The following is a 25,919-nucleotide window of genomic DNA, read 5'->3' as shown; positions in this document are numbered from 1 at the left end:
CAGTGCCTCTGATTATTGTCACGATCCGACCACCACTGAGTGAATCGCCCCGGGTCTCTTAGATTCCAGGCGGCCGCTTCTGGCCGAGAGCAGCCACTCATGACGTCTACCGGTGGGTGTTCTGATCACTGCATAACGATGTTGACTGTCAGTTACCTGCCGGATCGACGTTTTTCAAATGCAGTACGAACCCACGCAAATGAGTTAAGGCAGCCATTTCAGGATCAAGGCCACGTAGAATGGTCGCCCGCTGGCTACCATCAGGTAGATAAACGATCAGCTCATCTCCGAGAACCGAGAAGGTGCCAGTGTAAGTTGTCCCTTCATGCTCAAAACTAATTTCCTCGTCCACACACAGCTCCTTTAATTAGTGGGCGTTTAGTCGTGACAGCAGCAGCTTTTTGTCAGCCAGGTCGTCAAGCACGTGCATTTTTCTATGGCAGTTGGGGCAGAGAGCAACCGTATTTTCCACCGTATCTGCTCCGCCATGTACAAGCCACTCGATATGGTGTGTCTCCAGATATGGCGTCCCGTCCTTTCTGTTGAACGGCGAAGCTTCCTGGCACAAATCACATCTCCCCTTGGATCTACGCTTAGCATGCTCTGCTACCCATGGTGAGCGCTGGTGTTGCGTGACTCGGGCGCTGCGTTTCCCAACATTGGTCCGTCCTTGACGCCGGGCTAACGCTTCTACCTCAGCGTCACTCAATTTGCGGGCCTGTTTTTCCTTAACTCGATTGAGTTGCTGCAACGTGACATCAGAAATTGCCGGAGGAGTGTCCGATTTCAAACGCAAGGGGAAAACCCAAACAAAGCGGTCCTGCCCTTCTACATCCGGCTGTCTCTCTTGGTACGGCTCATCAGCCAGCACTACCTCACCTATGTAGGTATAGGTCTTGGCTGTAAAGACTTCGAATAGGTGGACGGCCACCCCATTTATGCGCGACTCGTTCAGTGTTCTGTTTTGGTTGAACGCAAGAGACTGATCACCAACCTGACCCATGCCGGTGTAATGCAACACATCGTCCACCCAGCGATCGTCATAAATTGACGCTACGTGATTCGAAACAATGACAAGTGTGTTGGTCCGATTCGATCGACGCATCCCACCTTGAGGACTGCATAAAAAATGAAGAATCAGATCGTCGTTTTTAAGGTTTGCGCCGGGGGCTGGGGGAGTGAAATTAGCCATATTTCCGGATGATCTCCTGGGCAATAGGGGTGTCGGCAGGAGCTAAGTTGTATCGAAGGAGTTCTTGAGGTCGCACCCACTCGAATCGGTCATGGACCTGCAAGGTGAACTGGGTGGATTGCAGCTCGACCGAAATGGCGATCAGTTCGATTTCTCCACCGGGATAGGCGTGAGTCGTGGTGGTGAGTATTTCGCCGGCGACAGACTCAACACCAAGCTCCTCATGTAGCTCACGAATGATGCACTCCTGGGGAGATTCTTCGTGTTCAATCTTGCCGCCAGGAAACTCCCACAGGCCCGCGAGACTCTGCCCCGGAGCCCTACGAGTGATGAGAATTTTCCCATCAAGATGAACGACTGCAGCGGCCACCGGTTTTTTCATGTCGCGATTCCTTATCGCCGGGGCCAAAAGCACCATAGAAACAAATGGCCATCATCATAGCCGATTTCCTCAGCCGCTTTGAATCTAGACCAAGGTCGATCAATCTAAATGCATTTAGCAGGAGCATTAGCACCTGACAGCCTAACTACAGACTCTCGGTTCCCAAGTGCTACGCTCGTAACTCCACAGAGGAATATCGATGCCGAACTCAGACCTACTCCCTGCCCTGCTTTCAAAGCTTTACGAAAACCAACTTGCCCTCGAGGCATCAATCTTGGAGCTATCGAACTGGGTAGAACAGCGCGGCTCAGCTGATGTGGCAGAAAACGTACGCGGCGCTCTCCATACCATCGACGACAACGAAGAATTCATCAAACTGACCCTGGCCGTTCTCATGTCACCCGACTAGTCACCGCGGTTACGGGAGCGCTCGCATTCTCACGCAGTGACCGTATGCGTAACCAATACCGGCGCGCCGGCACTGAACTTTTGCTTCAGCGCCTTCGTGTTCGGCGCCTTTCTAGATCCCCTAGGCAAACTAATTTTCTTACCGTCGTGGATTCCATAAGTCGAATCCTTGAGGTCGCCAGAAAGGTGAATTACCCCTTTCTCGTCAATCTTCAGCTTACCCAGGTCGTAGAGGGTGTGAATGTCGGCCCTCAACAGTATTCCGTTGGTGACATGATTCGTTTTGTCGCCTGCGTATGACTTGATATGGGCCGCTTCAAGGACAGCTTCCACCGTGCAGCCTGTCACGGCACAACGCCCTTCATAGGCTTCCAGAAGCTCACTTCTGAACTTCGGCTGCCCTCTCCGCCTTACGATGGCCGCAAAGACTTTCTTACGCTCATCGATCACGCTATCAGGGTCAAAGGTACCCTCTGATTCCGCATCTTGCTCAGCGACCAGTATCTCAATTGGGACTATCGGCCGCGGTATGCTCACCCCAAATACTGTTGCGACAAAGCTGTTGAGGTCTCCGTAGTCATCATCAATCCGACCGAGGCGATCACGTTTAATCTGAGTGAACCCTCGATAACCGTTGTACAGGTAACTGATTACAGGCTCGGATGTCACATGCATGTGGACGGGCTTAGGCTCACTCAGGATGTACATGTACTCCCAAGTTTTCCCTTCTGCATCCAGTCCCCAGATACTTTCTGCAAGAGCCCGGTTATGCAGCTTGAATAATACAGACGAAACGTACTGGTAGTGGTTGTCATAGGCTGTGAGGACTATGTCCCCTTCGCTCATTTCTTCCCACGTCGGTATGTTCTTCTCGCCAGGAACAGCGCCCCACGCAAAGAATCCATTACCTTCAGGTAGCAGAGACTTTACGTACGAGGCTTCATCTGGAGGAAGGGCAGCGTCCAGCTTTAAAAACGAGACGGGGCTTGAGATCGAGTCGCTGATATGAGCTCGAGCAATAGCCTTCCCAGCGGTAAAAATAAACAGCTGATTCATCAGTACTCCGTGTACTTCTTGGATTGTCCTTTGACCAGCTCAGCTGGGTATTTCTCAGCGTTGTGCTTCAGCTTTTCCTCAGCAGCACCGATCAGATCGATCCCTGTTACGGAGCAAAAACGCAGCAAGTAGATGAAGATATCGGCTACCTCATGCTCAACAGCCGTCTTTTTCTTGTCGCTTAGATCCGTGAAGGCTTCCTGAGGATCAAGCCATTGGAAAATCTCCATCAGCTCCGATGCCTCAACTGTCAAAGCCATGGATAGATTCTTAGGTGTATGAAATTTCTCCCAATCTCTCGCCTTGGAAAAAGCATCCACCTTCTGCTTGAGCAGATGAAGTTTGTCGGTTTGATTCGCCGCTTCACTCATGTCGATTCCGCTGATAACCCATATCGTTAGAATCTACCATCATTCGGCCACCTCGTGAGACCCCGTGCACGACCCCTCATGAGAGCCGGGACTCCTTACCATCACCTAACCACCTGGCCCCACTGGCGTGTTTACTGGAGCAGTGACCTCAGCGTGATCGTCGTCGCCTCCACTGGACTGCAATGCCTGGATATAGGGTGAAAACCTTGCTGCCAACGCTCGCGCCGACGCGGCAGAGGCGCCAGTATTGGGGTTCTCAGCAAGGCGAATCAGGGCGTTCCGAACCGGTGCACTCTCGTAAAGACGGGCAAACCCACCAATAGCACCAGCGATAGGGATTGCTTTAAGCCCTGCGGCGGAAGCAGCTGCAAACCCGCCGATGCTGTAGTTCTGCTGGCCGGTGTTTGTCATAACGCCAGCTTGTCCGGCACGCCGGGTGGCGCCTAAAACCTGGCGCAATCCTTCAAGTTGCCGGCGATCGGCACCCCTGAAAAAGACGTTTGCCTGAGCCGGGATTTTGTTCAGATTATTCAGGAATCGATCAGGAGACAGCCCATCTACGCCTTGTGAGTCTCTTAGAAGCTTTTGAATGATCGTCGCACGGGCAGCCTGCCTTCCCTCTGTATCCAGGCTCTGAAACAGGCTCCGGACCTCGCTTGGCTTGCGACTGAAAAGCAAACCTTCTGCGACTTCAGGGGTAACATCTCCCTTATCAAGCACCGACTTCATCCGTGAGTTGCTGACCCTACCCGCCTCCTCCCCGTAAACCACGTTCGCTCGCCGAAGCTTGAGGAAGTCTTGAGCGGAAAGATTCGCCTGTGCGACCTCGTTCATGTCGTCGGTGAGCGCGGACTGTACTCGAGTCAACAGAGCACGGGCCCTCGTAGGCAGCTGGCTTCGAGCAGCACCATCGAACGAACGGACCAAATCGCGCAATGCGGTACGGTTCTCCCGAAGTGAGGAGTAAGTTTGTGGCGCCGAATCCAGCGTTTGCATGAACTGCCGGATTTCGTTCGTGGCCTCTGGACTTCCCACAATCCCGGGCCTGTTCAACTCGGTAAGTGCCTCATCTGCAGCGGCACTGGTCCTGGCGTACGGCACTACACCCGCTTGATCAAGCTCGGTTTCGTACCTACCGATCCTGTTACCAGCTGCTTGACGTCTGCGGCCAACCCGCGCCTGGAGGCTGTCCATCAGTTGATGGGCTTCGGGCTGCGGATACTGGGTATTCAACCCCTCAGCGGCAGCGACCCTAGCCTCCCGTTGGGTTTGTCTCGCACCCGCAGTGCCTGCGAAAGGAATCCTCTCCCCCGCCACTTGCGCGCTCCGCGCCATGAATGTGTTTGGGGGAAACACATCGGAAGTCATCAGCGGAATGTTGGCCTGCTCAGCCGCTCGTACAAGTTGAGCGTTTTCGCCCTGAGCAGGAGCTCGCATTGCACCGACTACCCGGCGGCCAGCATCAACCAGGCCACCAGCGGCACTGGCAACAAAAGGCGTAGCTGCTCCGAGTGCGCCTGCTAGTGCAATCTCACCACCATCGACGTCCCCGCCCGCGTTGGATTGCAGCCCCTCAACAGCCGTCTGGGTAGCCGCCGAACCCGCTCCCAGCACCAGCGCTTGGCGTCCGAGGCCACCACCGGCAAGCGCAGCACCACGAGCAGCCGGTGTGAATGCAGAGCCAATACCGACAGCCTGAGCAACATCAAGCCCGGACAGGCCAGGTTTGTTGATGACCGCCTGAGCGCCAGTTTTGTTGTTTGCTGCAATCAAGTTGCCCTTTTCATCCTGAGAAATGCCGATGTAAGGCGAACTGGAACGCAGCATCTTGGCGATTTCGCCGGGATCTGTGGTGGTCGGCAGCGCTGCAAAAAGTGCTGCTTGCTGCCCAGCAGGAATATCCAGCCCTTTGAACAGACCTGAGTTCTGCAACTCAGGGAGCTCTTGGGTTGCACGCGTCTGCCGGTCCGCCCCCGTGAACATATTCTTCACGGTCTGGATGAGACCACGATCCTGGGCCTCTTCCTTCGCGGCGAGTGGGGCCGCCTCCCAGGCTGGTCTGGCAGAACTGACTTCCGGCTTCGCGCCGGCCTCCGCTTCATGAAGCGGAGCATCTTCCCAAGCGGCCATTATGGTTTAACCCTCTGCTTACCATTCGGGTCGATGAAAACAGTGCCGGACGGCAAACGGTTGTAGTCATCGTCGGTTGCAATGCGTGGAGCAGCGGATTGCTGCTGACGTGGCGCGGCTTCGGCCCTTGGCATTTTCAGACCGGGCTGTTGATCCGTCTGGGGGATCACGGTGCCGATATCCAATGGTTCAACTCGAGCGTTGTGTCGCCTTTGCTGAATCATGTTGGTCTTCAGCTGCATGGCTTTTTCGTTCAGCGCCATAATTTCAGTGAGTCGCTGTTGCACCAGAGCCGGATCATTGATGTTGGTGATCAGCTCATTCCAAGCACGCTGCGCATCGCCATCCGTCTGCACGCCGGCGTTCAATCTCAAGCTTGCGTTACGCAGCTGCTCGAGAGTCGAGCTCAGAGAGCCGTAGTTTCTCGATGCCTCATTACTTGCCCCGAGCATGTTTCGTGCGGCCGCCAGCTTGTTGTTAACCGGCCCGAGGTTCAGCTTCCCAGTAGAGATTTGGTCTCCAATGCGAGCAAGCTGATCATTCATGGTCGAGGCTGCGGCAATAGCCTCCAGATCTTTGTCTTCGGCCTTCTGGATCGGGGCCGCAAGCGGTTTACTCGTGGTGTCTGGTGCTGCAAGCCCCATCTGCTGACCATATCGCTGCGCTGCCTGACGATTCTCGGGTGTGTTGAAAACACCGCTCAGCAGCTTGTAACCAGACACCCGATCAACCAGCTTTTCAATTGGGATTTCCAGCACATCATCATCGGCATCGTTTGCCGTGCCGCGGTTTTTGGTCATGGGGGCGTTGTACTTTTTACCATCCTCACCGGTGACTTCCAGCTCAAAAACAACGGTCCCCTTAGTTTGCCCGGGCATGACCTGGACAATGCGTTTCTGCCCTCCACCGCCTTTCTGAATTTCTGGACCGAATACGCGGTTCACCGCATCCAGAGCTACTGGAGCGTTTGAGTTGAGCTGTCCGGTAAACACCTTGCCGGCGGTCTCCACATCAGCCTGCATGTGTGGAGACAGAACGTGGCGAGGATCCATCCAAGGATTGCGTTTGAACACTTCGAGGTCGTTCTCGTCCAGATCTACGCCGGCTTGGATTTTCGCGTAAGCCGATTTGGCCGTAAGCGTGTCCTGCTGCTGTTGGCGATCCTTATCCTGCTGCTGTACCTGGCGATTGAATTGTTGCTGCTGCATGTCAAAGCGCTGATCTTCCCGCTCCATGCGAGCTGCGGACTGACGTAGGCTCGCAGCCTGTAGACCTTGGTTAGCCCGGAACTGACGATCTTGGCGCTCCGCGTTGTCCGCATCACGCTGACGAAGGTAGGCGCGTTGGTCCTGTGTGTCGGTGTAATTGCGTTGGTCTGTTTCCCGGCGGTACGCCAAGTCATCCTTACGCAACCCCATCTCCTGCTGCTGGATATCTCGGCCGTACTGGCGATCTTCAGCCTGCTGCTCCAGGTGGGCGCGCTGCAGCTCACGCTGATCCTTCTGTGCCATCAGGTTGGTGACCAAACCAAAGCCTTGGGCAAAACCATCCATCCCACCACGGGTATCTAATCCGCCTGCCATGTGTTGTCTCCCGACAATATGTTTGTGTTGCTCGACGAGCATTTCAGCTTATGCAGGTAGAGGCGCTACATAAACGACCCTGCGATGAAGCCAACCCCTGCACCAATTGCCGTACCGATTGGACCGAAATACGACCCGACCATAGCGCCGGTGGTAGCCATGCCAACCTGGCCCTGTTTGGTATTGGCCTTGGCCTGCTGATTCATTTGGTCCTCGGCCTGTTTGGCCTGTTGTTGCTGCTGAGAGAGCTGGGAAAGGCCTTGCATGGCCTCTCCTTGCATCTGCTGCTTCAATCCGATCAATCCATAGGCCATGGCTTAATTCCCCTGTCTCAGGCCGGCAAGGCCCATACCGCCCGACATGATTTGCTCTTGTAAATCACGGGCCGAAATTCGCGCGTTGTTGCTGGCATCCACAGATGCAGACGCACGACCGATTTGCATTTTCCGATCTTGGGCAGCCTGTTGGGCCGGAGATAGCGTGAGGCCCATGCCTTGTTGCTGCATTTGCAGGCCTTTGTTTGCGCTGTCGAAGGACTTGTTGACCGACTCAGCCGCTGTCGCAGCCTGCTCACCGGCATAGCTGTCGCTGGTTGCAATGCTTGCCAGTTTCCCAACGTAGGGCTGGAAACGCGCTTTCCAGTCATCCCACTGGGCGCGACTGAGCTGGCCCAGCACGGTAGATGCACCCTGGTCGCCAGAGAATGCGGCGCTTGGATCGACGTAATAGGCCATTTAGGCGTACCCCTTAAAGTTGACACCACTCGCGACGTTGTCGTAAAGCTTGCCGCTGGACCCCGTCGGGTTGAGCACGGTGGAGTTTGCAACAGTCGTAGTGGGTGGAGACCTCATGTTGTTAAGGCCGTAGGAAGCGCCGCCGGCAACTGCACCCAAAGCGGTGCCAGCAAGCTGGAGATTCGCCGACTTGCGATTGAAGTTCGTGAAGGCGGCACTCTGTGCATCCTGAGCCGCCTGGCTGGCCACCGTGTTCAACCCGGCCTGCGCCTGGCCCGACTGACCTTGCCCGATCGCAGCCAAACTGGTCAGCCCGCCCGCCTTCTGGGCTTTTTGTTCAAACTGGGCTCGCGCCATGGTGTCACCACCGCCGGCCCCCACACTCGCAGCCAGGTCGGCCTGGGTACCAACGAATCGCCCGCTGTTGGGGTTTAACCCCGCCTGCTGGGTAAGCCCCTGGGTTACTTGCCCCAGTCCGGAACTCAGTGCCTTCTGCGTGCCTGCGTTGGCCTTGCCGCGAACGTAAGCCATGCTCCCACCTGAATCCATATTGTCCACGCGCTTCATGTACGCGTTTTCAACGGGCGCCAATTCGCTTTGGGCATAGTTCCACTTATCGGCAGCTACCTGGGCTGCGTAGCGTTGCTCAGGGGTATCTTTAATAGTGTTGTCCCCTTTTTTACCACCTCCGCCGCTCATGACTGTTCCTCCTCGTCAGCATCCTCCCCTGAGGCGGTGTTATCACTTGGCGCGACCAAATCTAGGTCAGTGGCAGGTACTTCAGGCATCAGAGAGGTCAAGTAATCGCTGAGGCTCTCATCGTGAAAGTAGAGACGAATCTGAGGAGAAACCTCCTGCATCCAGTCACGCCCGCCCACCAGGTAAGCTGCCTGGCTGACAATGCCAGTGAGCTGGTCGCGCATCACAAACGCCAGGGTTCGCGCATGCACATCAGGTTGACGCTCCAGCACCATACTGTCGCGCCAATCCTGTAGCGCCACTGCCATTTGCGGCCGCAGATACTGCTCATGCATACGATAGAAGGGATTGGCGGGAAGCTCGATTAACGCATCCCAGAAGGAGTTGACGACGGTGGTGCTACCTACAGGTTTGTCACCATCAACCAGGTCGTCGAGAACCTGAGAAAGGGAAAAAAGCGTTTCACAGAACGCCACGGCGTACTGATCACCACGCAAAACTTGCAGCAGAAAATCTCGTTCAGAAAGGTTTTGCATCGTTGTCTCCCGACAATGATCTGAATGTCAGACCCGATACCACAGGTGTGGCTCAGAATTCTTCGTTGAGTATTTCACCACCCTGCCCGCCTCTGGATAAGGGCCGTAGGGTGCACCGTCGATGTAAGCCGTTGCCTCCATAGACGTCGGCACCGCAACAGTTTGCCCAAGGTTAGCCACCTTCTGCGGTGTTAAGCCAGAGTGATGACTGATCGCTATTCGGACGCTGGTCGTGACACACAAGAAGTAAAAACCAGAATCCAAGCGCTTTGAGATGGCCGCCTCCTTGACCCCGACCGTAGACACATCAATATTCCCTGAGTCTAGCGCCAGGCGAGTGGGTTGGCCGTTGATTGCAGCGTACACGCCGATGCGCACCGTACCTGCACCCGCATTTACGACGTTCAGACCCAACTGCTTGAGTGTCGCTCGATGCGGTAGGTGTATCGGTACGAAATAGATGACGCCGGGGTCGATCCAGTCGCTGCCAACGAACTCGTAAGGGCTGCTGTAATAGCGTCCAGGGACCAGGCCCGGATGAGCTGATGGCGACAGCTCAACCATATCGGCATTCAGAAAAGGGCCCATGCTCTGAATTATCGACTCGGTATCGTGATTGGCAAACGCGGCAAGCAGCGTGACCCGATCGATGTTGGGCACGCCGCGGAGGTTGGCCCAGTAAAAGCCTGCAAAACTTTCCACGGTGGTGGTGGCACCGACATAAGACAGAACAGATTCAACCCCGAGACCTGCCTTGACCCTTTTGTTGGTCAGATTGGTCTGCACCATACGCCCAACCAGCTTGTCGATGGTGCTTCCACCCTGAGTGCTCATCACATCCTGACCAGCCACCAAGTAGCCTCCACTCGTGATGTTCTGGCCGCTGTCGTACTGCATTTCAGAGCGCTCCCCAATCACCACCCTGGACGTTGGCCCGGTTGGCTGTACGAGCGTTGTGATGGATTCCTTAGCGACAAGCCCTGTGACCGCCGTGTCCGTGTAGTTTCGGGTCGTTCCGATACCGCCCTGGCTGGAATCAACTGAAACCTTGTCCTGATCATCCAACATCAACCCTTTACCGATTCGAATCCCCCCACGGGTATCCGCCGACGCTGCAGGCAGGATGTACCCGGAAGGATTCGCCTCGAGTGAGGCCATGCGCTTGCCAATATCATCAACAGAGGTCTGCATCGCCTGTGCATGGGCGTCCAGCAATGCAGGGCACCGCGCATAAATGGTGGTGCCAAACCGGTCAGTGAGCGGGTATCGGCCATCTTTGCTCGGTCCGCCAGTCGGCGTGCCGGCCATCCAGTCGGTGAACTCAGCCAACGACACCTGCCGATCACGCAAAAACTCGTTGATCTTCTCCATCAGATCTCGAACGTTCGCAGCAGTGGCGAAGCGAACAATCAAATAGGGTGCGTTGACGACATGGGCGGTGGCCGGCACGTCCAGCGTCAGGTGGTCATCCAGCTCGGTAGAGGTGATGCCATAAACCACGCCCGCATCCAGCACCATCATGTCGCCTAACGCAGCATTACCGAGCCAGGCAGTGCCTGTGCCAGTTGCAACCCGGCTGTCCTTGGTAAGGCTTATGCGGCCTTGCCGGTAGAAATAATTCATCGTCTGCCTACCTTTTCGAGTCGATGACGAGCCACGTCAAGCGCTTGAGTTGCTTGTTCACGGTTTCCCGTAGTGATGGCGTCTTTGGCAACCAGGCGAATACACCGGGTTTCCAACAAGGCCGAACGGCGATGCTGAGCTGCTTCAAGAACGCCAGTGACAGCCTCAGCGGCGGGTATTCCACAAACCAACGCCCAGGCCTGAATAAATGGACCCGCTTCACCGCTGGCCGCCTCCTGCTCCGTGGCCGCGTATTCCGCAGCGGCTGTTGGCGAAGGGAGAAAACGAGTCCCCGCCTGGTGGACCAGGACGTCCAGCTCGGTCAATAACTCGGCTCGATGATTCGCCAATGGGGTGCAGTTGATGATCACGCCACCACCTCCAGGGAGTAGTCGAGCCATTGAGGGGGAAGCGCGATAGTTACTGCGTGCGCTCCTGGCTCGTCGAAGCTGAGAACTGCCATTCCGTCATCAACAACTACCGAGGTTCCATGCGCTGCCAGTGTTGCGCCTTTCGGGATACCGGTGATCGTCAGGCCATCCACGGCAACCGGCATTTTCATCCGTTCCCGCAGCCTCCCCCGCTCGATGTAAACCTGATCAAGCTCGATCCCGTCCGGCAGTTCTAAAGCCCCTTCGTGACCATTCAGCATTGCAGTCACCTTAGCTTCAGCGCTGCTCATGCTTCCGTGTCCCTTGATCAAGTCGCCAGAGTAAAAGACATACCTGCGCGCATCGCTCATCTCAAAACTCCCAAAACCGTGATAGAGCTGGCCTTGTACCCGACCATGTTGTTGCTGCTACCAACGCTCGCTACAAACTGGTTGGCCCCGGCATTCACCTTCACTAACGCAGAAGTGCTGTAGCTCATACCCAGGCTCGAGTTGGTGGTGGTTGCCTGATTGACCAGGGTCACATCATTGGCTTTCAGCACTAAATGAGCAGTGACCTCTGAGCTGTTCACGATGATGTAGGACGGCAGCGTAGAGAACATCACTAGGACATACATGGCCTCGGGCGCGTCGAATTGAACACCAGCCAGGTTCCCCCCAGTCACCAGCTCCGGGCGGCTGTAGGAGCGCGGAATGGTTACAGACTCCCCCTTCAACTTGAGCGTATCGATATTGGCGTCTGCGATATGGGCGTTGCGAATTGCAGCCACCTTGATCTGCGCTGCGTCGATGTAGGCCGTATTGATCCTGGCAAGTACAGCCACCAGCGAATCCGTGTCCAAAGCGTCCGCTATCAGGCGCCCGGAGACCGTGGTGATGGGTTGCCCCTCAAGTGAGTAGAGCTTGCCAATGCTGATGGGGCCGAGCTGGCCGCTCTGGATAGAGGCGGTACGAATGCGCGCAGAGTTGATCCAGACCTCATCGTCGACAATGGCGAAAGGTTTGATGACGCTATTGTCTTGACCGGCCTTTTTCGGGCTCGCGATCCAGAAATTATCCGCCAGAATCGCAACGTCGATTACCCGACCGTTGTTGTAGGCGCCAATGCCACCGACGTAGCCATTCACATCGAGCTTGAGCGTGGCCTGAGCCGATAGCCCGTTGAGCGCATCACCGTGAACACTCAGTGTTTGTTGTACGGCAGCGGCCTGGCCCTCAAAGGAGGCTTTGACGGCCGTTATCTCGCTGGAAACCGCCTCAAATTGCGTGGTGATCACTTTGCGGTCGTTGATGTAAGACGCGCTCATGTCGTCGAACTGCGTTTTCATCAATACCAACTGCTGGGACGCCGCCTCAAACTGGTCTGTCACTGCACTACTTAGGCTCAGCACTGCAGCTTCGCCATTGTCCATCCGTGCGTTGAGAGCGGTTAAGAACTGCACCACCGACTGTTCGTTCGTAGTTCGAGCAGTGCGCTCCTCCACCAGGCTGCTGGCATTCTCATCAATCCCGGCCTGCAGCGTTTCGACAGTTCGAGCGATGGCCTGGCGATCACTGGCCATCACCTCTTCGAGCCGGCCAATAGAGGCGCTGATGTTCTTCTGGACACTCACCTCAAGGGTGTCCACTCGCCTCTTGATTACGACATCCTGGTCGTCACGCAGCAAGGCTTCGGCACTGGTCAGCAATCTGGCTGTTTCGACTCGGGCCTGTAAATCATCAAAGGCGGTGTCATAGCGCCCCAAATCGAGGCTTTCAGCCAGTATTTTGCTGAGTTCAGTGTCGTCCAGCGCCTTTCCAATGAGCTCCAGCAGATATGTGGTGTCGAGCAAGGGCTCGATATAGGTCCCGGCAGCGCTGTTTGGGGGACCCTCAATGCCGGAAGTGGAGACCCAAGAAATCCAGTAGTAATAACCCAAAGCCTTTTTGGGGTTGTCTGGATCTACCGCATCCATACGCAGGGTATCGGTGTAGATCATCCCCGTATCACGACTGATCAGCGTTGCCTGACCGAAGTTGTCTTTTTCGCTGCGATAGATGTTGGTCAGAGAGTGATTGCGGTAACGAACACGAGGATCGTTCCAAATCAGGGTAACCATCCCGAACCCGCCCACACCCTGAAAGCCGCCAGGTGCTGGAGGAATTGCACGATCAGGTACGTCCGGAACAGGCACCAGCCCTCCCGGATTGCCCGGCCGCCAGCCATCCCTGAGTTTAAATGCACCACTGGCAATAAGGTCGCGAACGGTCAGCTTTCTGTCGAGACTATCCCCCCTGTTGCCTTCGCCGGTTTCAATGATTTCAGTGAGCGCCGAGATAAAAGGACGCAACTGTGCTGGTAGTTGAGAGCCCGCAGTTGCGGGCAGACTACTGCGTCTGATCGTTCTAGCGGGTGCGTTCATCAGGTTAACTCTGAGGGTGTATTCGCGATCTGGAGAGAGAAAACTTCAGTGGTGCCCGATGCTTCAACTTGCCACTCACGCGCCTCGGCATACCCGGGCGGGAGCCTAAACATCTGGTGGTCGTGAATATCTATGTCGAGCACAGTGGCTCCATCGGCAACCACGACGACCTGGACCGGATAGGCGTCGGCGGCGACCTTCCCGCAACTAAAATTCGCCGCGCCAGGAGGAAACTCGAACACCTTGGACCGCCACCGGTATGTCATCGGAGAACCTCCGCGCCATTTGGAGATTGTGCTGCCCTGGATCAAGTAGAGCGACGAGGCGGCAATGTCGTAGTACGAGCTGGCCGCATGGGCGTCGATGAACTCAATGCCTTCCCCTGGTGCCAGTGCAAAGCATCCGCCGTCATAAAAGGCCAGGTAGCGTCCCTCATACCGACAGGCATGAATTGAGGCGGGGTTGAGTGCCTGCCACTGCTCCGGGGTCAGAATGCCCTCTGTAATCAACTGAGGCTCCCCTCCTGACACCGCCACAAGCCCCTCAGTCGAGGCGTAGGCAACGTATTCCCCCATATCGACCACAGAGCCCCGTCCAACACAGACACGATCAGCATCAGGGGCAGAGTCGGCCATAGCCGCGGGGGTGGTGCCAGTGATCAGCCGAGGCCGCCCGGTGGTGGCCACGACCAGGCCGGCCGACGTCACGCCAATACCCACCACCTTGTCGGGAAAGGCAATCTGGTAGTCGATTGGCCAAGCGTGTGGGTGGAACGGCTCACTAAAACACAGGGTATTGTCGAAGAATCCGGCCATGATCCCGTTCGGCATTTCGACCAGCCCAACCATTGAAGCATCCGGCATATCCCAGGTCAGCGACGGGCATGCGATCCCCAGGTTTTCGCTGTTGACCTCATCCACCCACATCTCCTGGGCGATATTGAAGTCAGCGACGTGTAGGTACTCACCGCCCGACTCGGATCGATACAGCCGCTTGGTGACCAAGTTGTAAGGCCCACTGACTACAGGGGGCATCTGAACCTTTACACGACTGCCAACCTGATCGTTCGCGCTATCCCACCGGGCGATAATGTTGGAAGCGAGGCTTGGTGGCCCCTCTTCGCCGTAAGCGGACACGAACGTGACAATGTAGGCCGCATTCACCAACGTCATAGGGGCTTCGGTACTGCCATTGTCTTCAGCAACAATCGGGGCTGATTCAGGCGCGGGGATCCCTAACCGATAAAAACCTGATGGATACGGGCCATCTCCTTGAGTTGCAACACCGATCGGCGCCATTTTCGGGAAGCTGTCCCCTGTCCAATACACTCGGGACCAGGAATCTTTGGCCAGCGGGCTCTTGGCGACATTGACCTGCAGCCCATTGCCCCAGGCAAACCAGAAGCCCAGTCCGTTATTGCCGAAAGGGTAGCGATAGATCGACGACGGATTGATCACACCGGTGATACCGGTCACCGGTAACGGTGCGCTTTCAGCCCGAAGCGAGCCTTTGCGCAGGTTCACGTTACGCGCGACCTGGGCATTGGTGGGTTGCAGCAGGCGCGGAGTGAGTGCCGGCAGTTCGCCCTTGAACGACGTGATCGCAATTGAAGTCATTGAAACCTCGGTACCCGCATCCGGGTGCTTCCGTATTGATTACCCGCCAGCGCCTCCGACCGGGCGTTGGTGCAAAGCGCATAAAACCCCACTTGATCGAGCATCGCGCGTTGCATGTCGCTCCAGGGTTTGTTTGGCATCTTGCGCAGCCAATACAAAGCCCCGAGCGTCAGCGCCTCACAGTGGCGGTCCAGCAGCCACTCCGGTGGTACGGCCTCTGTTGACCCGAAAGTCGGTCGAACCACCACATCACCGGTAAGCCCTGGTGGTGCGTGGGTGACGATTGCCGTTACCGGCGTTGGCTGAAAGACATGACAGAAGGCTGCACGGCCGCCCTGAAACAGCCCCTGAAGGCGGATTGCCTCCAAGCCTGGCCCCACCACCAACGACTGCTCGCCCTCCACCAGGTCAACACTGACCTTCCAGACCGGTGCTTCGGTGCACAGCTCGCGCAAGGCCCAGGCCACACCGTCCCGGATCGAGGCGATAACTGCCCCTGGCACATCCGGCAGGATCTGGTCGACGAGCTGGGTCACGTTCACTGCTGAGGCTCCTGCTGGACTGGTAACGCAGGCATAGGTCCAGCCATACGGTCGGCCTGTACCTTCATGCCCAGACCTGTCTGGAACATTTGATAGTGCATCGTCGACCGGTTCAGGTTGGCCGCGTGCTGCGCATCCTTCGCATAGGCGCGGGACAAGATGTAATCGAGCAGAACCGGTGCGAACGAGTCATCCAGCCGGATTTTGTCGGCTGCATCGTCCTTGGCCATCGCTTGATCGTGCGGACTTGGCACCGATGAGTAGATGATTTCCAGCTTGCTGGTGGCCATGGCCGGCGGGTAGACATAGAACTGTCTCGGCGCCGCTTCCTCGAAGATGTACTGCTCGATTTCCTCAGCCGGCGGCTCGCCATGCCAACGGCGGCGGGTGGAGTCGATAGCACCCCGAGTGGTGAGGATGACGCTAAGACCGCCACCGGTGGCTGTGATGTTGCGCACCACCTCCAGCAAGCGCAAACCACCTTCGGGAATCGTTTGCCGAGTGCCCAGCGCACAGGTCATTTCAGCGGTGACCGAACTGGCGTTGGGCTTGATGTTGCAGATCGCCGCGTAGCCTTCGTTCAGCCAGTCCAGCAGCTCCGTGTTCGCCCACCGGGTACCGTTGGAAGTGACTTCCTGCAGGATCTTCTTGGCGCGGGTCAGGATGTTGCCAACAGTAGTCACCGGCATGGCTTACACCTCGACCATGTGGGAGAGCTTGGCCAACTCCGTGGTCCACACAAATTCAGCGCCGGTGTTGGTGTTGCGCAACAGACGATTCACCGGGCGGGCCTCTTCCTCCTCAGGTTCTTCATCCTCTTCGAGGTCCGGCGGCACGAAACCGGGGTTGCCTGGAAGCTCACTATTGAGCAGATGCGGACCAATCCCGTCTGCCTCCAGGCTCTCGACATTCACGGCGGCTATCGACGCCTGGCCCAAGTCAGCGCCTGAGATAAAGGTCTGACCTGACGCCTGGTCGATAATGAATGGCTGTGCGGCAGGTACAGAGCCTTCGCCATCGGTGTTTGGAGCCTGATCAAGGCTTGGAGAGCCTTCGCCGGATACCGGTGCAGCAAGCACATCTCCATCCTCAGGCGATGCACCGGCTCCGATGCTACCAATGTCCTTTTGTTCATCGGACAACGCCTGCTCTAGGCCCGCCAGCGTTTCAGCACGAAGCGTATCCTCACCTTTGCGGTTGTCGGCCTTGACGCCAAGGTCGGCCAGGATCTGGATCAGCCCAGCCTTATCAGTAGTTTTGGCCTGTTCAATCAGTTCGCGAATCATTGGATTTCTCCGTAGGAACAGAAAGCGGCCCGAAGGCCGCCTGTAGGTTGGAGAGGCGAATCAGCGGCTGCAGTACAGGTTGCCGACTGCCTTGGGGTCGATGACCTTGGAACCGAACACGTTCAAACCACGAACGAGCTTGCCGAAGTCGTTGGGGTTCGGCAGGGTTTCCATCTGGGTCATCTGACTGGCGAAGGTGATGGCCTTCTTGTGGCCGAACATCACGTTGCTGGCCTTCTTGGCAGCAGCAACGTCATCCACCGCGGTGGTGTTGTTGCTGATGTAGACGGTGAACCGATCGAGCATCCCGACCTTGCCGTTACGAAAGACCGAAGTCGCGTCCCCCATGATGCTGGCATCACGCAGATCGGACTTTTTCAGCATCCCGTTCATCCAGGCCGGCAATACCACCCAACGCCCCTGCTCTGGGATGTTCTGTTCATCCAGGACAGTGCCGCAGTCCACCAACACATCCAGGATGTTTTCCTTGGTGATCTTCACCGGTGCGCCAGCCTTGCCCAGATTGATGTCACCGGACAGCGCGCCAGCGGTATCACCGCGGTTGGAAGCCGCCGCATCGGCGTAATGGCGATTCAGCAAGGTGGTATCGATGGCCACCTTCATTTGCTCACCACCATCGGTGCTGAACTCATCCATCAGTTTGATATCTGCCTGATGCGCGTCGACGTCGTTCACTTCAAAAGCGAAGTATTTGGCCTGGTCAATTTGCAGCGTGACCTTATCGCTGACCGGTTTCTCGTAGTTCAAACCACCACCGATCTTGTAGTCCTTGATGACAATCGATGGGACCGTGCGGATGTTGATGGTGTCGCCCTGGTTTTTGATCTCACCCTCATAGTCGGTGTTGGCGATCTCACCGAAAACAGTTGCTGCGTAGAGTTTCTGAACCAGCTTGCCCGACCAGAGTGCCGGGATGAAACCCGATGCACTGGTGGAGCTGTAGTCTGGATGCCCTGGGGCACGTACTGGACCTGTCATGGTATTGCTCCTGTTTCATGACGCCTCTCGGCGTTACAGAGCGCGTGCTATCGCGTAATGCGACCGTTTGCTACCGCGTCTGAAATGTCTTGTTCAATCGCAGCCGCTTCGGCTTTCGTGTACCGCTTGCCCAACGCCACGTCCTTATAAAACTGGTTGATTTCATCGTTGCTCCACCACTTTCCCTCAGCCGGCGGCTGAGCATTGGTGCGGGTAGAGCGCGGCTGAATGTCTTCCTCAGGAATCGTGTTGGCAGGTTTTTCGGGTACCGAAGCCACAGCTGGCTGCGTGTTTTTGAATGCCTGAAACAGCGCAGCGGCGCGGTATGCGTCGTTGGCTGTCTGGGCCTCGATCAGAAGTTGCTGCCGCTCTTTGCCGCTAAACGCATCCATATGGCCAAGCCACTCATGGAACGCGGGCAAAGCGTTGATCTCAACCGCGTCAGGAATGCGCTGAATCAGTTGCCGGAAGAACTCTTCCTGCGCCTGGGCAGCCTTTTCCTGTTCCGATTGCTGGGTTTTCTGCTTCAACCCCTCTACTTCGGTCTTGAGAATTTCCAGCTCTGCGGGATTGGCGGCAGATACTTGGCCGCCAGCCACTCGCTGGATGATTGCGATGAGGTCTGGCCCATAGCTTTCGATCTCTTCAGGGGTCAGGTCGGACACGGCGCGCTGCACGGCATTGCCTGCAGGTTGTTTCGCCTGTGCCAGTTCCGCGGTCAAGCGGTTTACTTCTTGCTGCAACGCCGGAATTTCAGCGTTGTATTTCCCCTGCATAACCTTGAAGCGTTGTTCCCAGTATTCGGCATCCGCGTTACGGGCGGCTGGGGCCGGATCCGTCTTGGCGGGAGGTGGAGTCTCTGAGATCACTGGCGCGTCTGGTTCTGCTGCCGGAGCCACTTCGGGAGCGGGATTCTCGGCCGGCGTGTTCAGCGATTGCTGAATGGCCTCGGCTTCGTCAATTTGCGCCTGTACGTTGCGGGGTAGCGTATTCATCTGATCGTTTTCTCCATGATAGAGCCGGCAGGTCCGGGCTTCTGGTTGTGCTACTGGTTCCGGTCATTTGGCCTCATGGCCGGAGAGTGGCCACAAAAAAGCCGCCTCGATGGGGGCGGCTTTTTCTGTAGCTACTGGCGTTTGCGCGAGTCGTTGATTCGTTCAAGCGACTCGCGGGACTTATCGAACGTATCAAGCAACTCCCTGATCTGCGTCGTCCGGCCCTGGGCCCGGAAGATCTCCTCCAGGTTGCTGCCCTTCTCCAGGCTCTGCTGGGCCTCCTGTAGGCAACTGCTCAGCAGCTCCCTCAAGTGGCTCCAGTCCGGGCTGTTGCTCAGGTTCACCAGGGCTTGCCATTGGTGGTGGCTGGGTTTCATTGACTCCCCCTGCTGCGTGTTGAAGTTGTGCAACCGTTGCACCGTTTTCCATGCCAAGCCGCTGTGCCTCGAAACCTATCTTCTCGGCGCGGGCAGTCAGCTCTTTGGTTTGAGCGTTGACCTTTTCGGTTTCGGCCTGCATCTGTTGGCCAGCGACTTGGGCTTGCTCTTGCTGCTGTTGAGCCACTTGCTGTTGCTGCTGCTCTTCTCTGGCCTTCATCTCGTCCTTGGTCGGGATCAGCCCAGGCATGTCGAGGCTTTCCGCGACCTTGCGAAGAATGGCGGCACGCCCTTCCAGACCGAGGATCTGCATGTCGATGGGATTGTTGGTGAACCCCAGGAACTGCGTACGAGCCTGCAATGTCTGCTCGCGCTGAAGCATGGCGTTTGCACCGCGGGCCACGACCTTGCAGTCGCCCTTGATCGCGTTGTCGTTCGAATAACGCATGTTGAACAGCCACAAGGCCTCGATAACGCGGCGAACAACACCGCGATCGATATGGCGAATCGCGTCTTTGATCCCCTTGTTGGCCGACTCCATGAGCATCGATAAACCGGTTGCCGTGTTACCGGCGCCACCAACCTTCTCCGCACCGTAGATGTAGCGTGGGATGTTGGTGGCATCGTCTGCCCGCTTCTCCCAGGAGTCGTAAACGGCCATAAGCTCGCCGGCCAGGCTAACCGGCTGATAGAAACGAAGCACTGGGGCTGATGCTCCACCACTGAGGCCTGGTGTTTGGCCGCTCTTCACCCGCCAGCGCTTCATGGGGAACATCTCGTTCGGGTTTTCGCCGGGCTGCAGGCGGTCCTCGTCGACTTCCACCTGGGGACCACTGGCAAAAGCCATATTGTTGGACTGTGCCCGCGCTGTTGCTCCGCACATATCCTGGACATCGTTCATCAACTCAGGGATCGACATCCCCCAGAAAGAGCCTGGGATGATTTGGTACGAAGCCTTGTGATAGGGCCGGCCACCCAGAGGGTTGCGGTTGATCACACAACGAATGACGTGAGTGCCGATCAGGATGGCATCGACCTCATACTCGCCCAGCACATCGGGCACTTGAGTAGGATCCACACCCCATTGCAGCAGCATCAGGCCTTGGGCACCGCCCCAGTAATGCACACCTTCGATGGTCTCGCCGTTGTTGACCATCCAGTCGCCGGCCTTGTCCTCAAGCTTGGCCCGCTGTGCATCTGTGGTCAGCCAGTCGCGCAGGCCGCCTTGGCCATGATCGGTCAGAACAGCACGTACAGCCGTGTCGTTGTAGCCCGGCACGCCGAGCAATGCATTCAGTCGGGATCGGGTGTATCGCTCACGCTCAATGATAAACGCGCCATCATCGGTGTTGGTCGAGTCAGCTGACGGATAGATGTCGAAGGGTGAGACCCGGAAGAACAGCGGCTGAATCTCTTCCGTTTCGATCATCTGCCAGCCTTGTCCCCAGGCTATCTGCGGCACGCGCTGCAGCATCGGCCCCTTGATGAAGGCGGCCGGGTAGATCGTGAAGTCGTCAATGAACTCTTCCAGGGCCGTTTCCCAGCCACCCTCGGCAAGCTGGTCAGCAATCAACAGCTCATGCGATTCAGTCGCCTCCTTGGCCTTCTCCTGGATCAGCTCACGCAGTTTGGTCTCAAGCTGTTCAGGGGCGGGCATCTCGCCGGCCTGCCCTTCCTGGCCCTGCTGCTGGATCTGCTGACCCAGCCTTTGCTGAAACGCCGCCAGAAACTCTGGGGGGATATCAGCCACAGGCGTCGGATCGAGCCCCCAGGGATGCCCTGTAGCGGGCATGAGGATATCCCTGATCCATGACGCGCCGGCGCGACACTTGGTGGTGGTCAACTTTGGGAAAGCCTCGCTACCACCAGTCTCACGAATGGCCTGCAGTTTGGTTTCGTCGTATTGCCCCTTTTGCCGGCGGGCGCAATCAAGCAGGCGCTCGTCAATCTCACGCTTTGCCCTCTTGGCGGAATCAAAGCAGCGGCGAATATGCGCAGCCAGCGATGTTTCGACCTGCTGTGTGCGTCGGCTTTGCTGAGCAGCAACTTCCGCGGCCTGGTCATCGGCATGCAGGTCGGCCGCACTCCTGACTTGCAGCAAGCCAAATTCAGCCATGGTTCATTGCCTCGTAAACAACGTTGATTTCCGCTTGGCGCCCTGCCCGGCGCAGTTTGGCGCTGTGTTCCATGTCACGCAGGTGGTTCAGCAGATCCTGCATGTACTTGATGGGATCCGCGGCGAACTCGGCCAGCTTGACGTTTAGCAGCACACCTAACGCGTCAGCCATCTCAAACTGCACTCTGACGGCAGGGTGCTTACCATCGGGCTCCTTGATCTCCACCGCATCGACCTGAACCAGGCCGATGTCGCGTCGAAGTTGCAGGCTTTGAACAGCCATGGGGGCAACGAGGCGAGCGATCACGTCTGCGACTTGCTTCCAGCCAATGGTGATAGTGGTCATGTGTGAGCGCTCCAGTTGCGACGGCCTCGGTCGGTATTTGCAGTGGTTTGAGTGCCAGGCATTTTTCCGGCGGTGGACTCGAAAATGCCGCAGCGGGCCAGGGTCTCGAAAGCCTTTGCCCCGTGACTTGCCCAGTCATGACGTGGTTGATCCCGGTACACACCCATGCGCGGATCCCATTCCTTGCGGTAGTTGTCGAGGCAATCGATCAATCGAGATACGCCCGCGGTCCTGACCCGGCCGCTATCCGGCTCGTCAGTGGCCTCCCGGGTGTCTTGCTTGTCCTCTGCGAACCAGCAGACCGGTAAGAAGTTACGCACCGCCTGCACGCCCTCACTGTTGCGGGAGACGCGCGGCACGATCTGGAACGTGATGCCGTACTGCTTGGCCACATCGATGCGAGACTTACCGGTGCCGATTTCACGCACCACGATGTCGTGCGGCGCGTAATGGGCACCGTAGGAGTAGCCCAGCTTCTTGAGCAGATCGCCGTAATACTCCATGCCTTCGCCGGAGTGCTCGATGTAGTCGATGATGTGAACCTCTCGACCGGCCACCTGGAACAGCACTATGGACATGGCATCGCTCATGCCCAAATCCCAGGCCGTGAAGACCGGCAACGAAGGGTTGCAGTTGACCTTCTTGGTAATCCGCCCCTGCTGCCGGAGGAACCGCATCTGCGTCAGGTAGTAGGCGCCTCTGATGCCCTGGTCGAAGGCTTCATCGGGGGTAGCCGGATACTCACGCTTCATGTCGTCGTGCAGCGATTCTGACTTCTTGGCGTACCAGGCCTGCTGTGCCCGGTCCAGGCGGATACCCTGCTTCGATGCCAGCTCAGCGAAATACTCCTGCATCCAAAGCGGCACAACTACCTGGTCGAACGTCTCCAGCCGGTAGGTGGGATCTTGGAACCACGGGAAGAAGTGGAACTGCCAGTCCATCACCGTCGGCGTGCACCTACTGTCCTTGATCTTTCTGGCCGACTCGCAATAGTCGAAGAAGTAGCCCTCTCGACCCTCGGCGGTGCTTTCGATAGTGACTCGGTTGCCCATGGCAACGGCCTCAAACGCACCTGTGACGATCTCCTGGGCCTTGTCAGGGCTCAGTTTGCAGATCTTGCCGAACTCGGACACGTGCAGGCGCTGAAGCGTGCCTCCACGAAACGAAGTGGAGACCTGGATACTCGAGCCATTGTCGAAGATGTAGCCCTGGTCTTTGTCGCTACGAGGTACAGGCAGACGCAGGCCGATCAGCTTGAAGATCGCTGACCACGCGGGGTCACCGGAGAGTTTCTCGTAGGCAAAGCGGATCTTGTTGCGGTAGATCTCTTTGGCGTCTGGCAACGTGTGGCAGATGCACCCGGCGCTGTAGTTCTTGGTGAACAGGCAATCGTCCAGCGCGTCGATCATCTCAAAGGTGGTGAACCCGAGCTGGCGGGCCTTGAGGATGATGTCGCGGTTATGCTCTTCCAGGAACCGCTGACGCTGCTGGAGGTTCGGCTTGAACCGCCGGACCTTGCCGTCTTTGTCCTTGATCTTGTACAGAGCGTTGAGTCGGTACCACTTGTTGCTCAGGGCGTTGAGCAGCAGCGCCTTGCCTTTCAGCTTCTTCGCATGGTGCAGAGCGATGAACTCATCACCCTCTCGCACCAGGCGCTGGCGGTCGGTTTCATTCCCCATCACCAGCTGCCTCAGCGAGAAGATCCTCAAGGGATTTACCCGCCCTTTCCCGATCTTTGTCGGTGTCCACGCCGTGGGCCTGACGCTCAAGCTTGATCAGACGCTCGATGGATTGCGTCGCGTGGCCGAGGCTCTTACCCACGTAGTCGAGGGGAATGTCGATCTCAATCGCTTTGTTGCCTGGCACCATTACTTTGATCTTGCCGTTAACGACCTGCTCAGAGATGCGCTCCACGTACTGTTGCGCAATGCTCCGAGCTCGAGCGATCAACACCTGGTGCCCGAGAATCAGTTGGGCGCCCGCCTCGGCCGCTTGCTCGACGATCTCGGCGTCGTTGGTGGCCTCGGTGATGGCTGCAGCAGCGGCACGACCGGTCTTCTCGCGCACACGCTGGCGGATCAAATCGGACAAGTCTTTCTGCCACTCGTCCTTGGCAGCACGGTTACGGATAGAACCTTCGGACACATTGTGCCGGCGGCCCAGCTCACGGTTCGTATAGCAGCCCGTCCGGTAGTCTCTCTCGACGGCTGCCCAATCGCATTTAGCAGCCATGGGAGCGCTTCCTTTGCTTGAAATTGGGGGGGGGTTGTACGGTGCTACTGCCTGGCACCCAGGCAAACGGTGGTGATGTAATCCTGAGCAGCGCGGAGCGCTATCAGTCCTTCGTCACCGTCGTTGGCAATGGCGACAATTCTTTCTCCAGCCGCTGGGTCAAGTTCGGCTCGCGTTTCTGCATGACCCAAGCCGGTGGTGGTGGCAGCGGCTCCCACTGCTGGGCAGCGGGCTGCGACTGACAGCCGGCGCTTACCAGTAGCGACATCAGTACGAAGCTGCTTATTAGCGACTTGAGCATTGGTAAGCTCCTGGGTGTGTTCGGTGTCGAGTTGCGCCAGCAGCTTCTGCGTGTTGCGGCGGGACTCGACTGCCTTTTTCAACGTGATGACCTGGTCGGTCACGGCCGCCAGATCCTTTGCTTGGGATTCGATGCGCTGCCAGCCTCCGTAGATCAGGATCAGGCAGGCAATCAGGGCGGTGATCAGATAGCGGATCATGGCTGCACCGCCATACATTGAACGTGGCGCTTCAACTGACGATCCCAGACGCCTCTGCACCGCTTGTTGCCTGGGGTGGAGCAGTCGAAACCGGCCGCATAACGATACTTGAGCAACGAGGCGCAGGCCTGGACATAGTTGCCCGCCAGCAGCTCACGCCGCATGGAGGACTGGCGCCAGGTGCCGATGCCGTACTGGCCAACGAAGTCCATGTACACATCAAACTCCTCCTGGTGCAGTTTCACACCTGGGAGCGAAGTAGCGAATCGTTGTTCGTCCTGGGTCATCAGGTTACGGGCCAGCAACTCGGCACGTGGCGCGGTGATCCGATCGCCCATCTTCACTGGTCTGCCATCCTCGTATCGAGTTGAGCCATGGCCGATGGTGAGCACATCGCCTTCGGTGGGGATAACTGCATGGTCGGTGTAGCCTTCACTCACCTTCCAGGCAGAGAAGCCGGTCGCACTTACAGCCAACAGGCTGACCGCGATACGTTGGCGCAGCTGAGCGTTCATATGTCGCACTTATCCAGCAAGGCTTTGATCCGCGCAGCACTCTCCGCGTCTTCCCTGCGAGCAGTGGCGGCAATTGCTTCAGCTTCACGACGGTCTTTACGAATCTGGAAGTACAGATTGATCAGCAAACCCAGCACCGCAATGCCAACACCAGAAAGACCAATCCAGTTGACCTGGGACAGCCAGCCAACAACCCCTGTGGCCGCACCAACCAGTAAGCCTTTGTTGGCGGCGGGAACGATTACGGCCTCAACGATGCCTTCCGGTGTCGGGTTTGCCATGGATGAACTCCTGTCCGGGGCTCTCATGCTGGCCTCCAGAAATGCAAAAGCCCGCACATTGGCGGGCTCACATGAATAGGTGCCAGGGCGACCCCCGGCGGTTTGTGCTTGTGTGTCGTCGTCTCGACGATACGGCACGTGGTTGCAACGCCTCCCGGCGTGGCGGTGAAATCATTACTGCGTAATTGTCTGCACTCAGTGCGTAATGAAGGGCGTTTCTTGCGCAACGTGCGTAACGCCAACCTTCTTCGAGGAGGACGGAAGCCACGCAGAGTCAGTCTCTACGCGCAATACGCAGGTGCGTAATAGTCGCGGTGTCAAAGACCCGATTAACCTTCATTTCTCGGGAAGGAGCCCATCTGATAAGTTTTAGGCTCGTTATAGAAATGTACGACCGTCTCGGTGTCAGCCTATATTGGATGCGATGAGCTGCTCGGAATCACGAATGTCGCTCAGCTGGCCTTCCCAAGAGATGCACCGTTCGAGTGCGACCTTGATACGGGCACGTTCAGCGTCGAGGCTGATATCGGATTCGGTAACCTTCAACAAATTTTTGAGTGTGCCAAACACTCTTTGCTTTGGGGTCATATCTATCATGTCTGAGCGT

General features: G+C 57.1%; 30 protein-coding genes. 1 reads left to right on the top strand and 29 read right to left on the bottom strand.

Going from position 1 to position 25,919, the window contains the following annotated elements:
• Positions 1–148: 148 nt before the first annotated feature.
• From FJD34_RS25330 to FJD34_RS25320, 3 genes are read right to left on the bottom strand one after another with little or no spacing between them, the layout of a single operon-like run.
• Entirely contained in the window at positions 149–352 is a 204-nt protein-coding gene (locus FJD34_RS25330) for a hypothetical protein (RefSeq protein ID WP_090290963.1), read from the bottom strand.
• Between the two features lie 15 nt (positions 353–367).
• On the bottom strand, positions 368–1,192 hold the full coding sequence (locus FJD34_RS25325) for an HNH endonuclease (protein ID WP_223232755.1): 825 nt from the start codon (positions 1,190–1,192) through the stop codon (positions 368–370).
• Positions 1,185–1,574: a (deoxy)nucleoside triphosphate pyrophosphohydrolase gene (locus FJD34_RS25320; RefSeq protein ID WP_090290962.1), complete on the bottom strand. Its 390-nt coding sequence runs from the start codon at positions 1,572–1,574 to the stop codon at positions 1,185–1,187. Before FJD34_RS25320 ends, FJD34_RS25325 begins: the two co-directional genes overlap by 8 nt.
• Before the next feature lie 199 nt (positions 1,575–1,773).
• Between FJD34_RS25320 and FJD34_RS25315 the strand changes: the two genes are divergently transcribed.
• Complete coding sequence (locus FJD34_RS25315; RefSeq protein ID WP_090290961.1) at positions 1,774–1,983, top strand: hypothetical protein; 210 nt, start codon at positions 1,774–1,776, stop codon at positions 1,981–1,983.
• Positions 1,984–2,012: 29 nt separating this feature from the next.
• On the opposite strand, the gene FJD34_RS25310 is transcribed toward FJD34_RS25315, so the two are convergent.
• The 26 genes from FJD34_RS25310 to FJD34_RS25185 form a co-directional block, all read right to left on the bottom strand.
• Complete coding sequence (locus FJD34_RS25310; RefSeq protein ID WP_197677882.1) at positions 2,013–3,038, bottom strand: HNH endonuclease; 1,026 nt, start codon at positions 3,036–3,038, stop codon at positions 2,013–2,015.
• Complete coding sequence (locus FJD34_RS25305) at positions 3,038–3,409, bottom strand: nucleotide pyrophosphohydrolase (protein ID WP_090290960.1); 372 nt, start codon at positions 3,407–3,409, stop codon at positions 3,038–3,040. The genes FJD34_RS25310 and FJD34_RS25305 overlap by 1 nt, the downstream gene beginning before the upstream one ends.
• 105 nt (positions 3,410–3,514) lie before the next feature.
• Positions 3,515–5,539 (bottom strand): hypothetical protein, encoded by a 2,025-nt coding sequence (locus FJD34_RS25300; protein WP_090290959.1) that lies wholly within the window; start codon positions 5,537–5,539, stop codon positions 3,515–3,517.
• The gene (locus tag FJD34_RS25295) at positions 5,539–7,122 is read right to left on the bottom strand and encodes a hypothetical protein (RefSeq protein ID WP_090290958.1); all 1,584 of its coding nucleotides are present in this window, start codon (positions 7,120–7,122) and stop codon (positions 5,539–5,541) included. Before FJD34_RS25295 ends, FJD34_RS25300 begins: the two co-directional genes overlap by 1 nt.
• A 65-nt stretch (positions 7,123–7,187) precedes the next feature.
• On the bottom strand, positions 7,188–7,436 hold the full coding sequence (locus FJD34_RS25290; protein WP_090290957.1) for a hypothetical protein: 249 nt from the start codon (positions 7,434–7,436) through the stop codon (positions 7,188–7,190).
• Positions 7,437–7,439: 3 nt separating this feature from the next.
• Positions 7,440–7,856 carry a hypothetical protein gene (locus FJD34_RS25285; protein ID WP_090290956.1) on the bottom strand — a complete coding sequence of 139 codons (417 nt, stop codon included), beginning with the start codon at positions 7,854–7,856 and terminating at the stop codon, positions 7,440–7,442.
• The gene (locus FJD34_RS25280; RefSeq protein ID WP_090290955.1) at positions 7,857–8,555 is read right to left on the bottom strand and encodes a hypothetical protein; all 699 of its coding nucleotides are present in this window, start codon (positions 8,553–8,555) and stop codon (positions 7,857–7,859) included. It abuts the gene before it with no gap.
• On the bottom strand, positions 8,552–9,091 hold the full coding sequence (locus FJD34_RS25275) for a hypothetical protein (protein ID WP_090290954.1): 540 nt from the start codon (positions 9,089–9,091) through the stop codon (positions 8,552–8,554). Before FJD34_RS25275 ends, FJD34_RS25280 begins: the two co-directional genes overlap by 4 nt.
• Positions 9,092–9,118: 27 nt before the next feature.
• Complete coding sequence (locus FJD34_RS25270; RefSeq protein ID WP_090290953.1) at positions 9,119–10,714, bottom strand: hypothetical protein; 1,596 nt, start codon at positions 10,712–10,714, stop codon at positions 9,119–9,121.
• The gene (locus tag FJD34_RS25265) at positions 10,711–11,085 is read right to left on the bottom strand and encodes a hypothetical protein (protein ID WP_090290952.1); all 375 of its coding nucleotides are present in this window, start codon (positions 11,083–11,085) and stop codon (positions 10,711–10,713) included. The genes FJD34_RS25270 and FJD34_RS25265 overlap by 4 nt, the downstream gene beginning before the upstream one ends.
• On the bottom strand, positions 11,082–11,456 hold the full coding sequence (locus FJD34_RS25260) for a hypothetical protein (protein ID WP_090290951.1): 375 nt from the start codon (positions 11,454–11,456) through the stop codon (positions 11,082–11,084). Before FJD34_RS25260 ends, FJD34_RS25265 begins: the two co-directional genes overlap by 4 nt.
• Positions 11,453–13,507, bottom strand: a complete 2,055-nt coding sequence (locus tag FJD34_RS25255) for a phage tail tip fiber protein (protein ID WP_090290950.1) — start codon at positions 13,505–13,507, stop codon at positions 11,453–11,455. Before FJD34_RS25255 ends, FJD34_RS25260 begins: the two co-directional genes overlap by 4 nt.
• Entirely contained in the window at positions 13,507–15,123 is a 1,617-nt protein-coding gene (locus FJD34_RS25250) for a hypothetical protein (RefSeq protein ID WP_170233116.1), read from the bottom strand. Before FJD34_RS25250 ends, FJD34_RS25255 begins: the two co-directional genes overlap by 1 nt.
• On the bottom strand, positions 15,120–15,665 hold the full coding sequence (locus FJD34_RS25245; protein WP_090290949.1) for a hypothetical protein: 546 nt from the start codon (positions 15,663–15,665) through the stop codon (positions 15,120–15,122). The genes FJD34_RS25250 and FJD34_RS25245 overlap by 4 nt, the downstream gene beginning before the upstream one ends.
• Complete coding sequence (locus tag FJD34_RS25240) at positions 15,662–16,354, bottom strand: phage adaptor protein (RefSeq protein ID WP_090290948.1); 693 nt, start codon at positions 16,352–16,354, stop codon at positions 15,662–15,664. Before FJD34_RS25240 ends, FJD34_RS25245 begins: the two co-directional genes overlap by 4 nt.
• Before the next feature lie 3 nt (positions 16,355–16,357).
• Positions 16,358–16,951, bottom strand: coding sequence for a hypothetical protein (locus FJD34_RS25235; protein WP_090290947.1), 594 nt, complete (start codon positions 16,949–16,951; stop codon positions 16,358–16,360).
• A 60-nt stretch (positions 16,952–17,011) separates the two neighbouring features.
• On the bottom strand, positions 17,012–17,950 hold the full coding sequence (locus tag FJD34_RS25230; RefSeq protein ID WP_090290946.1) for a phage major capsid protein: 939 nt from the start codon (positions 17,948–17,950) through the stop codon (positions 17,012–17,014).
• Positions 17,951–17,997: 47 nt separating this feature from the next.
• Positions 17,998–18,945 carry a hypothetical protein gene (locus FJD34_RS25225; RefSeq protein WP_090290945.1) on the bottom strand — a complete coding sequence of 316 codons (948 nt, stop codon included), beginning with the start codon at positions 18,943–18,945 and terminating at the stop codon, positions 17,998–18,000.
• Between the two features lie 192 nt (positions 18,946–19,137).
• Entirely contained in the window at positions 19,138–21,438 is a 2,301-nt protein-coding gene (locus tag FJD34_RS25220; RefSeq protein ID WP_170233114.1) for a portal protein, read from the bottom strand.
• Entirely contained in the window at positions 21,431–21,784 is a 354-nt protein-coding gene (locus FJD34_RS25215; RefSeq protein WP_090290944.1) for a hypothetical protein, read from the bottom strand. The genes FJD34_RS25220 and FJD34_RS25215 overlap by 8 nt, the downstream gene beginning before the upstream one ends.
• Complete coding sequence (locus FJD34_RS25210; RefSeq protein WP_090290943.1) at positions 21,781–23,463, bottom strand: terminase; 1,683 nt, start codon at positions 23,461–23,463, stop codon at positions 21,781–21,783. The genes FJD34_RS25215 and FJD34_RS25210 overlap by 4 nt, the downstream gene beginning before the upstream one ends.
• A complete protein-coding gene (locus FJD34_RS25205) occupies positions 23,453–24,016 on the bottom strand; it encodes a hypothetical protein (RefSeq protein WP_090290942.1) in 564 nt (187 codons plus the stop codon). Before FJD34_RS25205 ends, FJD34_RS25210 begins: the two co-directional genes overlap by 11 nt.
• A gap of 44 nt (positions 24,017–24,060) precedes the next feature.
• The gene (locus FJD34_RS25200; RefSeq protein ID WP_090290941.1) at positions 24,061–24,516 is read right to left on the bottom strand and encodes a lysis system i-spanin subunit Rz; all 456 of its coding nucleotides are present in this window, start codon (positions 24,514–24,516) and stop codon (positions 24,061–24,063) included.
• Positions 24,513–25,031: a glycoside hydrolase family protein gene (locus tag FJD34_RS25195; protein ID WP_090290940.1), complete on the bottom strand. Its 519-nt coding sequence runs from the start codon at positions 25,029–25,031 to the stop codon at positions 24,513–24,515. Before FJD34_RS25195 ends, FJD34_RS25200 begins: the two co-directional genes overlap by 4 nt.
• A complete protein-coding gene (locus FJD34_RS25190; RefSeq protein WP_090290939.1) occupies positions 25,028–25,312 on the bottom strand; it encodes a phage holin family protein in 285 nt (94 codons plus the stop codon). The genes FJD34_RS25195 and FJD34_RS25190 overlap by 4 nt, the downstream gene beginning before the upstream one ends.
• A 405-nt stretch (positions 25,313–25,717) precedes the next feature.
• Positions 25,718–25,909, bottom strand: a complete 192-nt coding sequence (locus tag FJD34_RS25185) for a hypothetical protein (protein WP_090290938.1) — start codon at positions 25,907–25,909, stop codon at positions 25,718–25,720.
• Between the last annotated feature and the right edge of the window lie 10 nt (positions 25,910–25,919).

Source organism: Pseudomonas brenneri, assembly GCF_007858285.1.
Lineage (GTDB): Bacteria > Pseudomonadota > Gammaproteobacteria > Pseudomonadales > Pseudomonadaceae > Aquipseudomonas > Aquipseudomonas brenneri.
This window is presented reverse-complemented; position numbering and strand designations above follow the sequence as displayed.

What these genes read in the sequence shown, in the direction of transcription:
- FJD34_RS25325 (WP_223232755.1), bottom strand. Translation starts at nt 1,192, where the DNA reads ATGGCTAATTTCACTCCCCCAGCCCCCGGCGCAAACCTTAAAAACGAC.
- FJD34_RS25320 (WP_090290962.1), bottom strand. Translation starts at nt 1,574, where the DNA reads ATGAAAAAACCGGTGGCCGCTGCAGTCGTTCATCTTGATGGGAAAATT.
- FJD34_RS25315 (WP_090290961.1), top strand. Translation starts at nt 1,774, where the DNA reads ATGCCGAACTCAGACCTACTCCCTGCCCTGCTTTCAAAGCTTTACGAA.
- FJD34_RS25310 (WP_197677882.1), bottom strand. Translation starts at nt 3,038, where the DNA reads ATGAATCAGCTGTTTATTTTTACCGCTGGGAAGGCTATTGCTCGAGCT.
- FJD34_RS25305 (WP_090290960.1), bottom strand. Translation starts at nt 3,409, where the DNA reads ATGAGTGAAGCGGCGAATCAAACCGACAAACTTCATCTGCTCAAGCAG.
- FJD34_RS25300 (WP_090290959.1), bottom strand. Translation starts at nt 5,539, where the DNA reads ATGGCCGCTTGGGAAGATGCTCCGCTTCATGAAGCGGAGGCCGGCGCG.
- FJD34_RS25295 (WP_090290958.1), bottom strand. Translation starts at nt 7,122, where the DNA reads ATGGCAGGCGGATTAGATACCCGTGGTGGGATGGATGGTTTTGCCCAA.
- FJD34_RS25290 (WP_090290957.1), bottom strand. Translation starts at nt 7,436, where the DNA reads ATGGCCTATGGATTGATCGGATTGAAGCAGCAGATGCAAGGAGAGGCC.
- FJD34_RS25285 (WP_090290956.1), bottom strand. Translation starts at nt 7,856, where the DNA reads ATGGCCTATTACGTCGATCCAAGCGCCGCATTCTCTGGCGACCAGGGT.
- FJD34_RS25280 (WP_090290955.1), bottom strand. Translation starts at nt 8,555, where the DNA reads ATGAGCGGCGGAGGTGGTAAAAAAGGGGACAACACTATTAAAGATACC.
- FJD34_RS25275 (WP_090290954.1), bottom strand. Translation starts at nt 9,091, where the DNA reads ATGCAAAACCTTTCTGAACGAGATTTTCTGCTGCAAGTTTTGCGTGGT.
- FJD34_RS25270 (WP_090290953.1), bottom strand. Translation starts at nt 10,714, where the DNA reads ATGAATTATTTCTACCGGCAAGGCCGCATAAGCCTTACCAAGGACAGC.
- FJD34_RS25260 (WP_090290951.1), bottom strand. Translation starts at nt 11,456, where the DNA reads ATGAGCGATGCGCGCAGGTATGTCTTTTACTCTGGCGACTTGATCAAG.
- FJD34_RS25255 (WP_090290950.1), bottom strand. Translation starts at nt 13,507, where the DNA reads ATGAACGCACCCGCTAGAACGATCAGACGCAGTAGTCTGCCCGCAACT.
- FJD34_RS25250 (WP_170233116.1), bottom strand. Translation starts at nt 15,123, where the DNA reads ATGACTTCAATTGCGATCACGTCGTTCAAGGGCGAACTGCCGGCACTC.
- FJD34_RS25240 (WP_090290948.1), bottom strand. Translation starts at nt 16,354, where the DNA reads ATGCCGGTGACTACTGTTGGCAACATCCTGACCCGCGCCAAGAAGATC.
- FJD34_RS25235 (WP_090290947.1), bottom strand. Translation starts at nt 16,951, where the DNA reads ATGATTCGCGAACTGATTGAACAGGCCAAAACTACTGATAAGGCTGGG.
- FJD34_RS25230 (WP_090290946.1), bottom strand. Translation starts at nt 17,950, where the DNA reads ATGACAGGTCCAGTACGTGCCCCAGGGCATCCAGACTACAGCTCCACC.
- FJD34_RS25225 (WP_090290945.1), bottom strand. Translation starts at nt 18,945, where the DNA reads ATGAATACGCTACCCCGCAACGTACAGGCGCAAATTGACGAAGCCGAG.
- FJD34_RS25220 (WP_170233114.1), bottom strand. Translation starts at nt 21,438, where the DNA reads ATGGCTGAATTTGGCTTGCTGCAAGTCAGGAGTGCGGCCGACCTGCAT.
- FJD34_RS25215 (WP_090290944.1), bottom strand. Translation starts at nt 21,784, where the DNA reads ATGACCACTATCACCATTGGCTGGAAGCAAGTCGCAGACGTGATCGCT.
- FJD34_RS25210 (WP_090290943.1), bottom strand. Translation starts at nt 23,463, where the DNA reads ATGGGGAATGAAACCGACCGCCAGCGCCTGGTGCGAGAGGGTGATGAG.
- FJD34_RS25205 (WP_090290942.1), bottom strand. Translation starts at nt 24,016, where the DNA reads ATGGCTGCTAAATGCGATTGGGCAGCCGTCGAGAGAGACTACCGGACG.
- FJD34_RS25200 (WP_090290941.1), bottom strand. Translation starts at nt 24,516, where the DNA reads ATGATCCGCTATCTGATCACCGCCCTGATTGCCTGCCTGATCCTGATC.
- FJD34_RS25195 (WP_090290940.1), bottom strand. Translation starts at nt 25,031, where the DNA reads ATGAACGCTCAGCTGCGCCAACGTATCGCGGTCAGCCTGTTGGCTGTA.
- FJD34_RS25190 (WP_090290939.1), bottom strand. Translation starts at nt 25,312, where the DNA reads ATGGCAAACCCGACACCGGAAGGCATCGTTGAGGCCGTAATCGTTCCC.
- FJD34_RS25185 (WP_090290938.1), bottom strand. Translation starts at nt 25,909, where the DNA reads ATGATAGATATGACCCCAAAGCAAAGAGTGTTTGGCACACTCAAAAAT.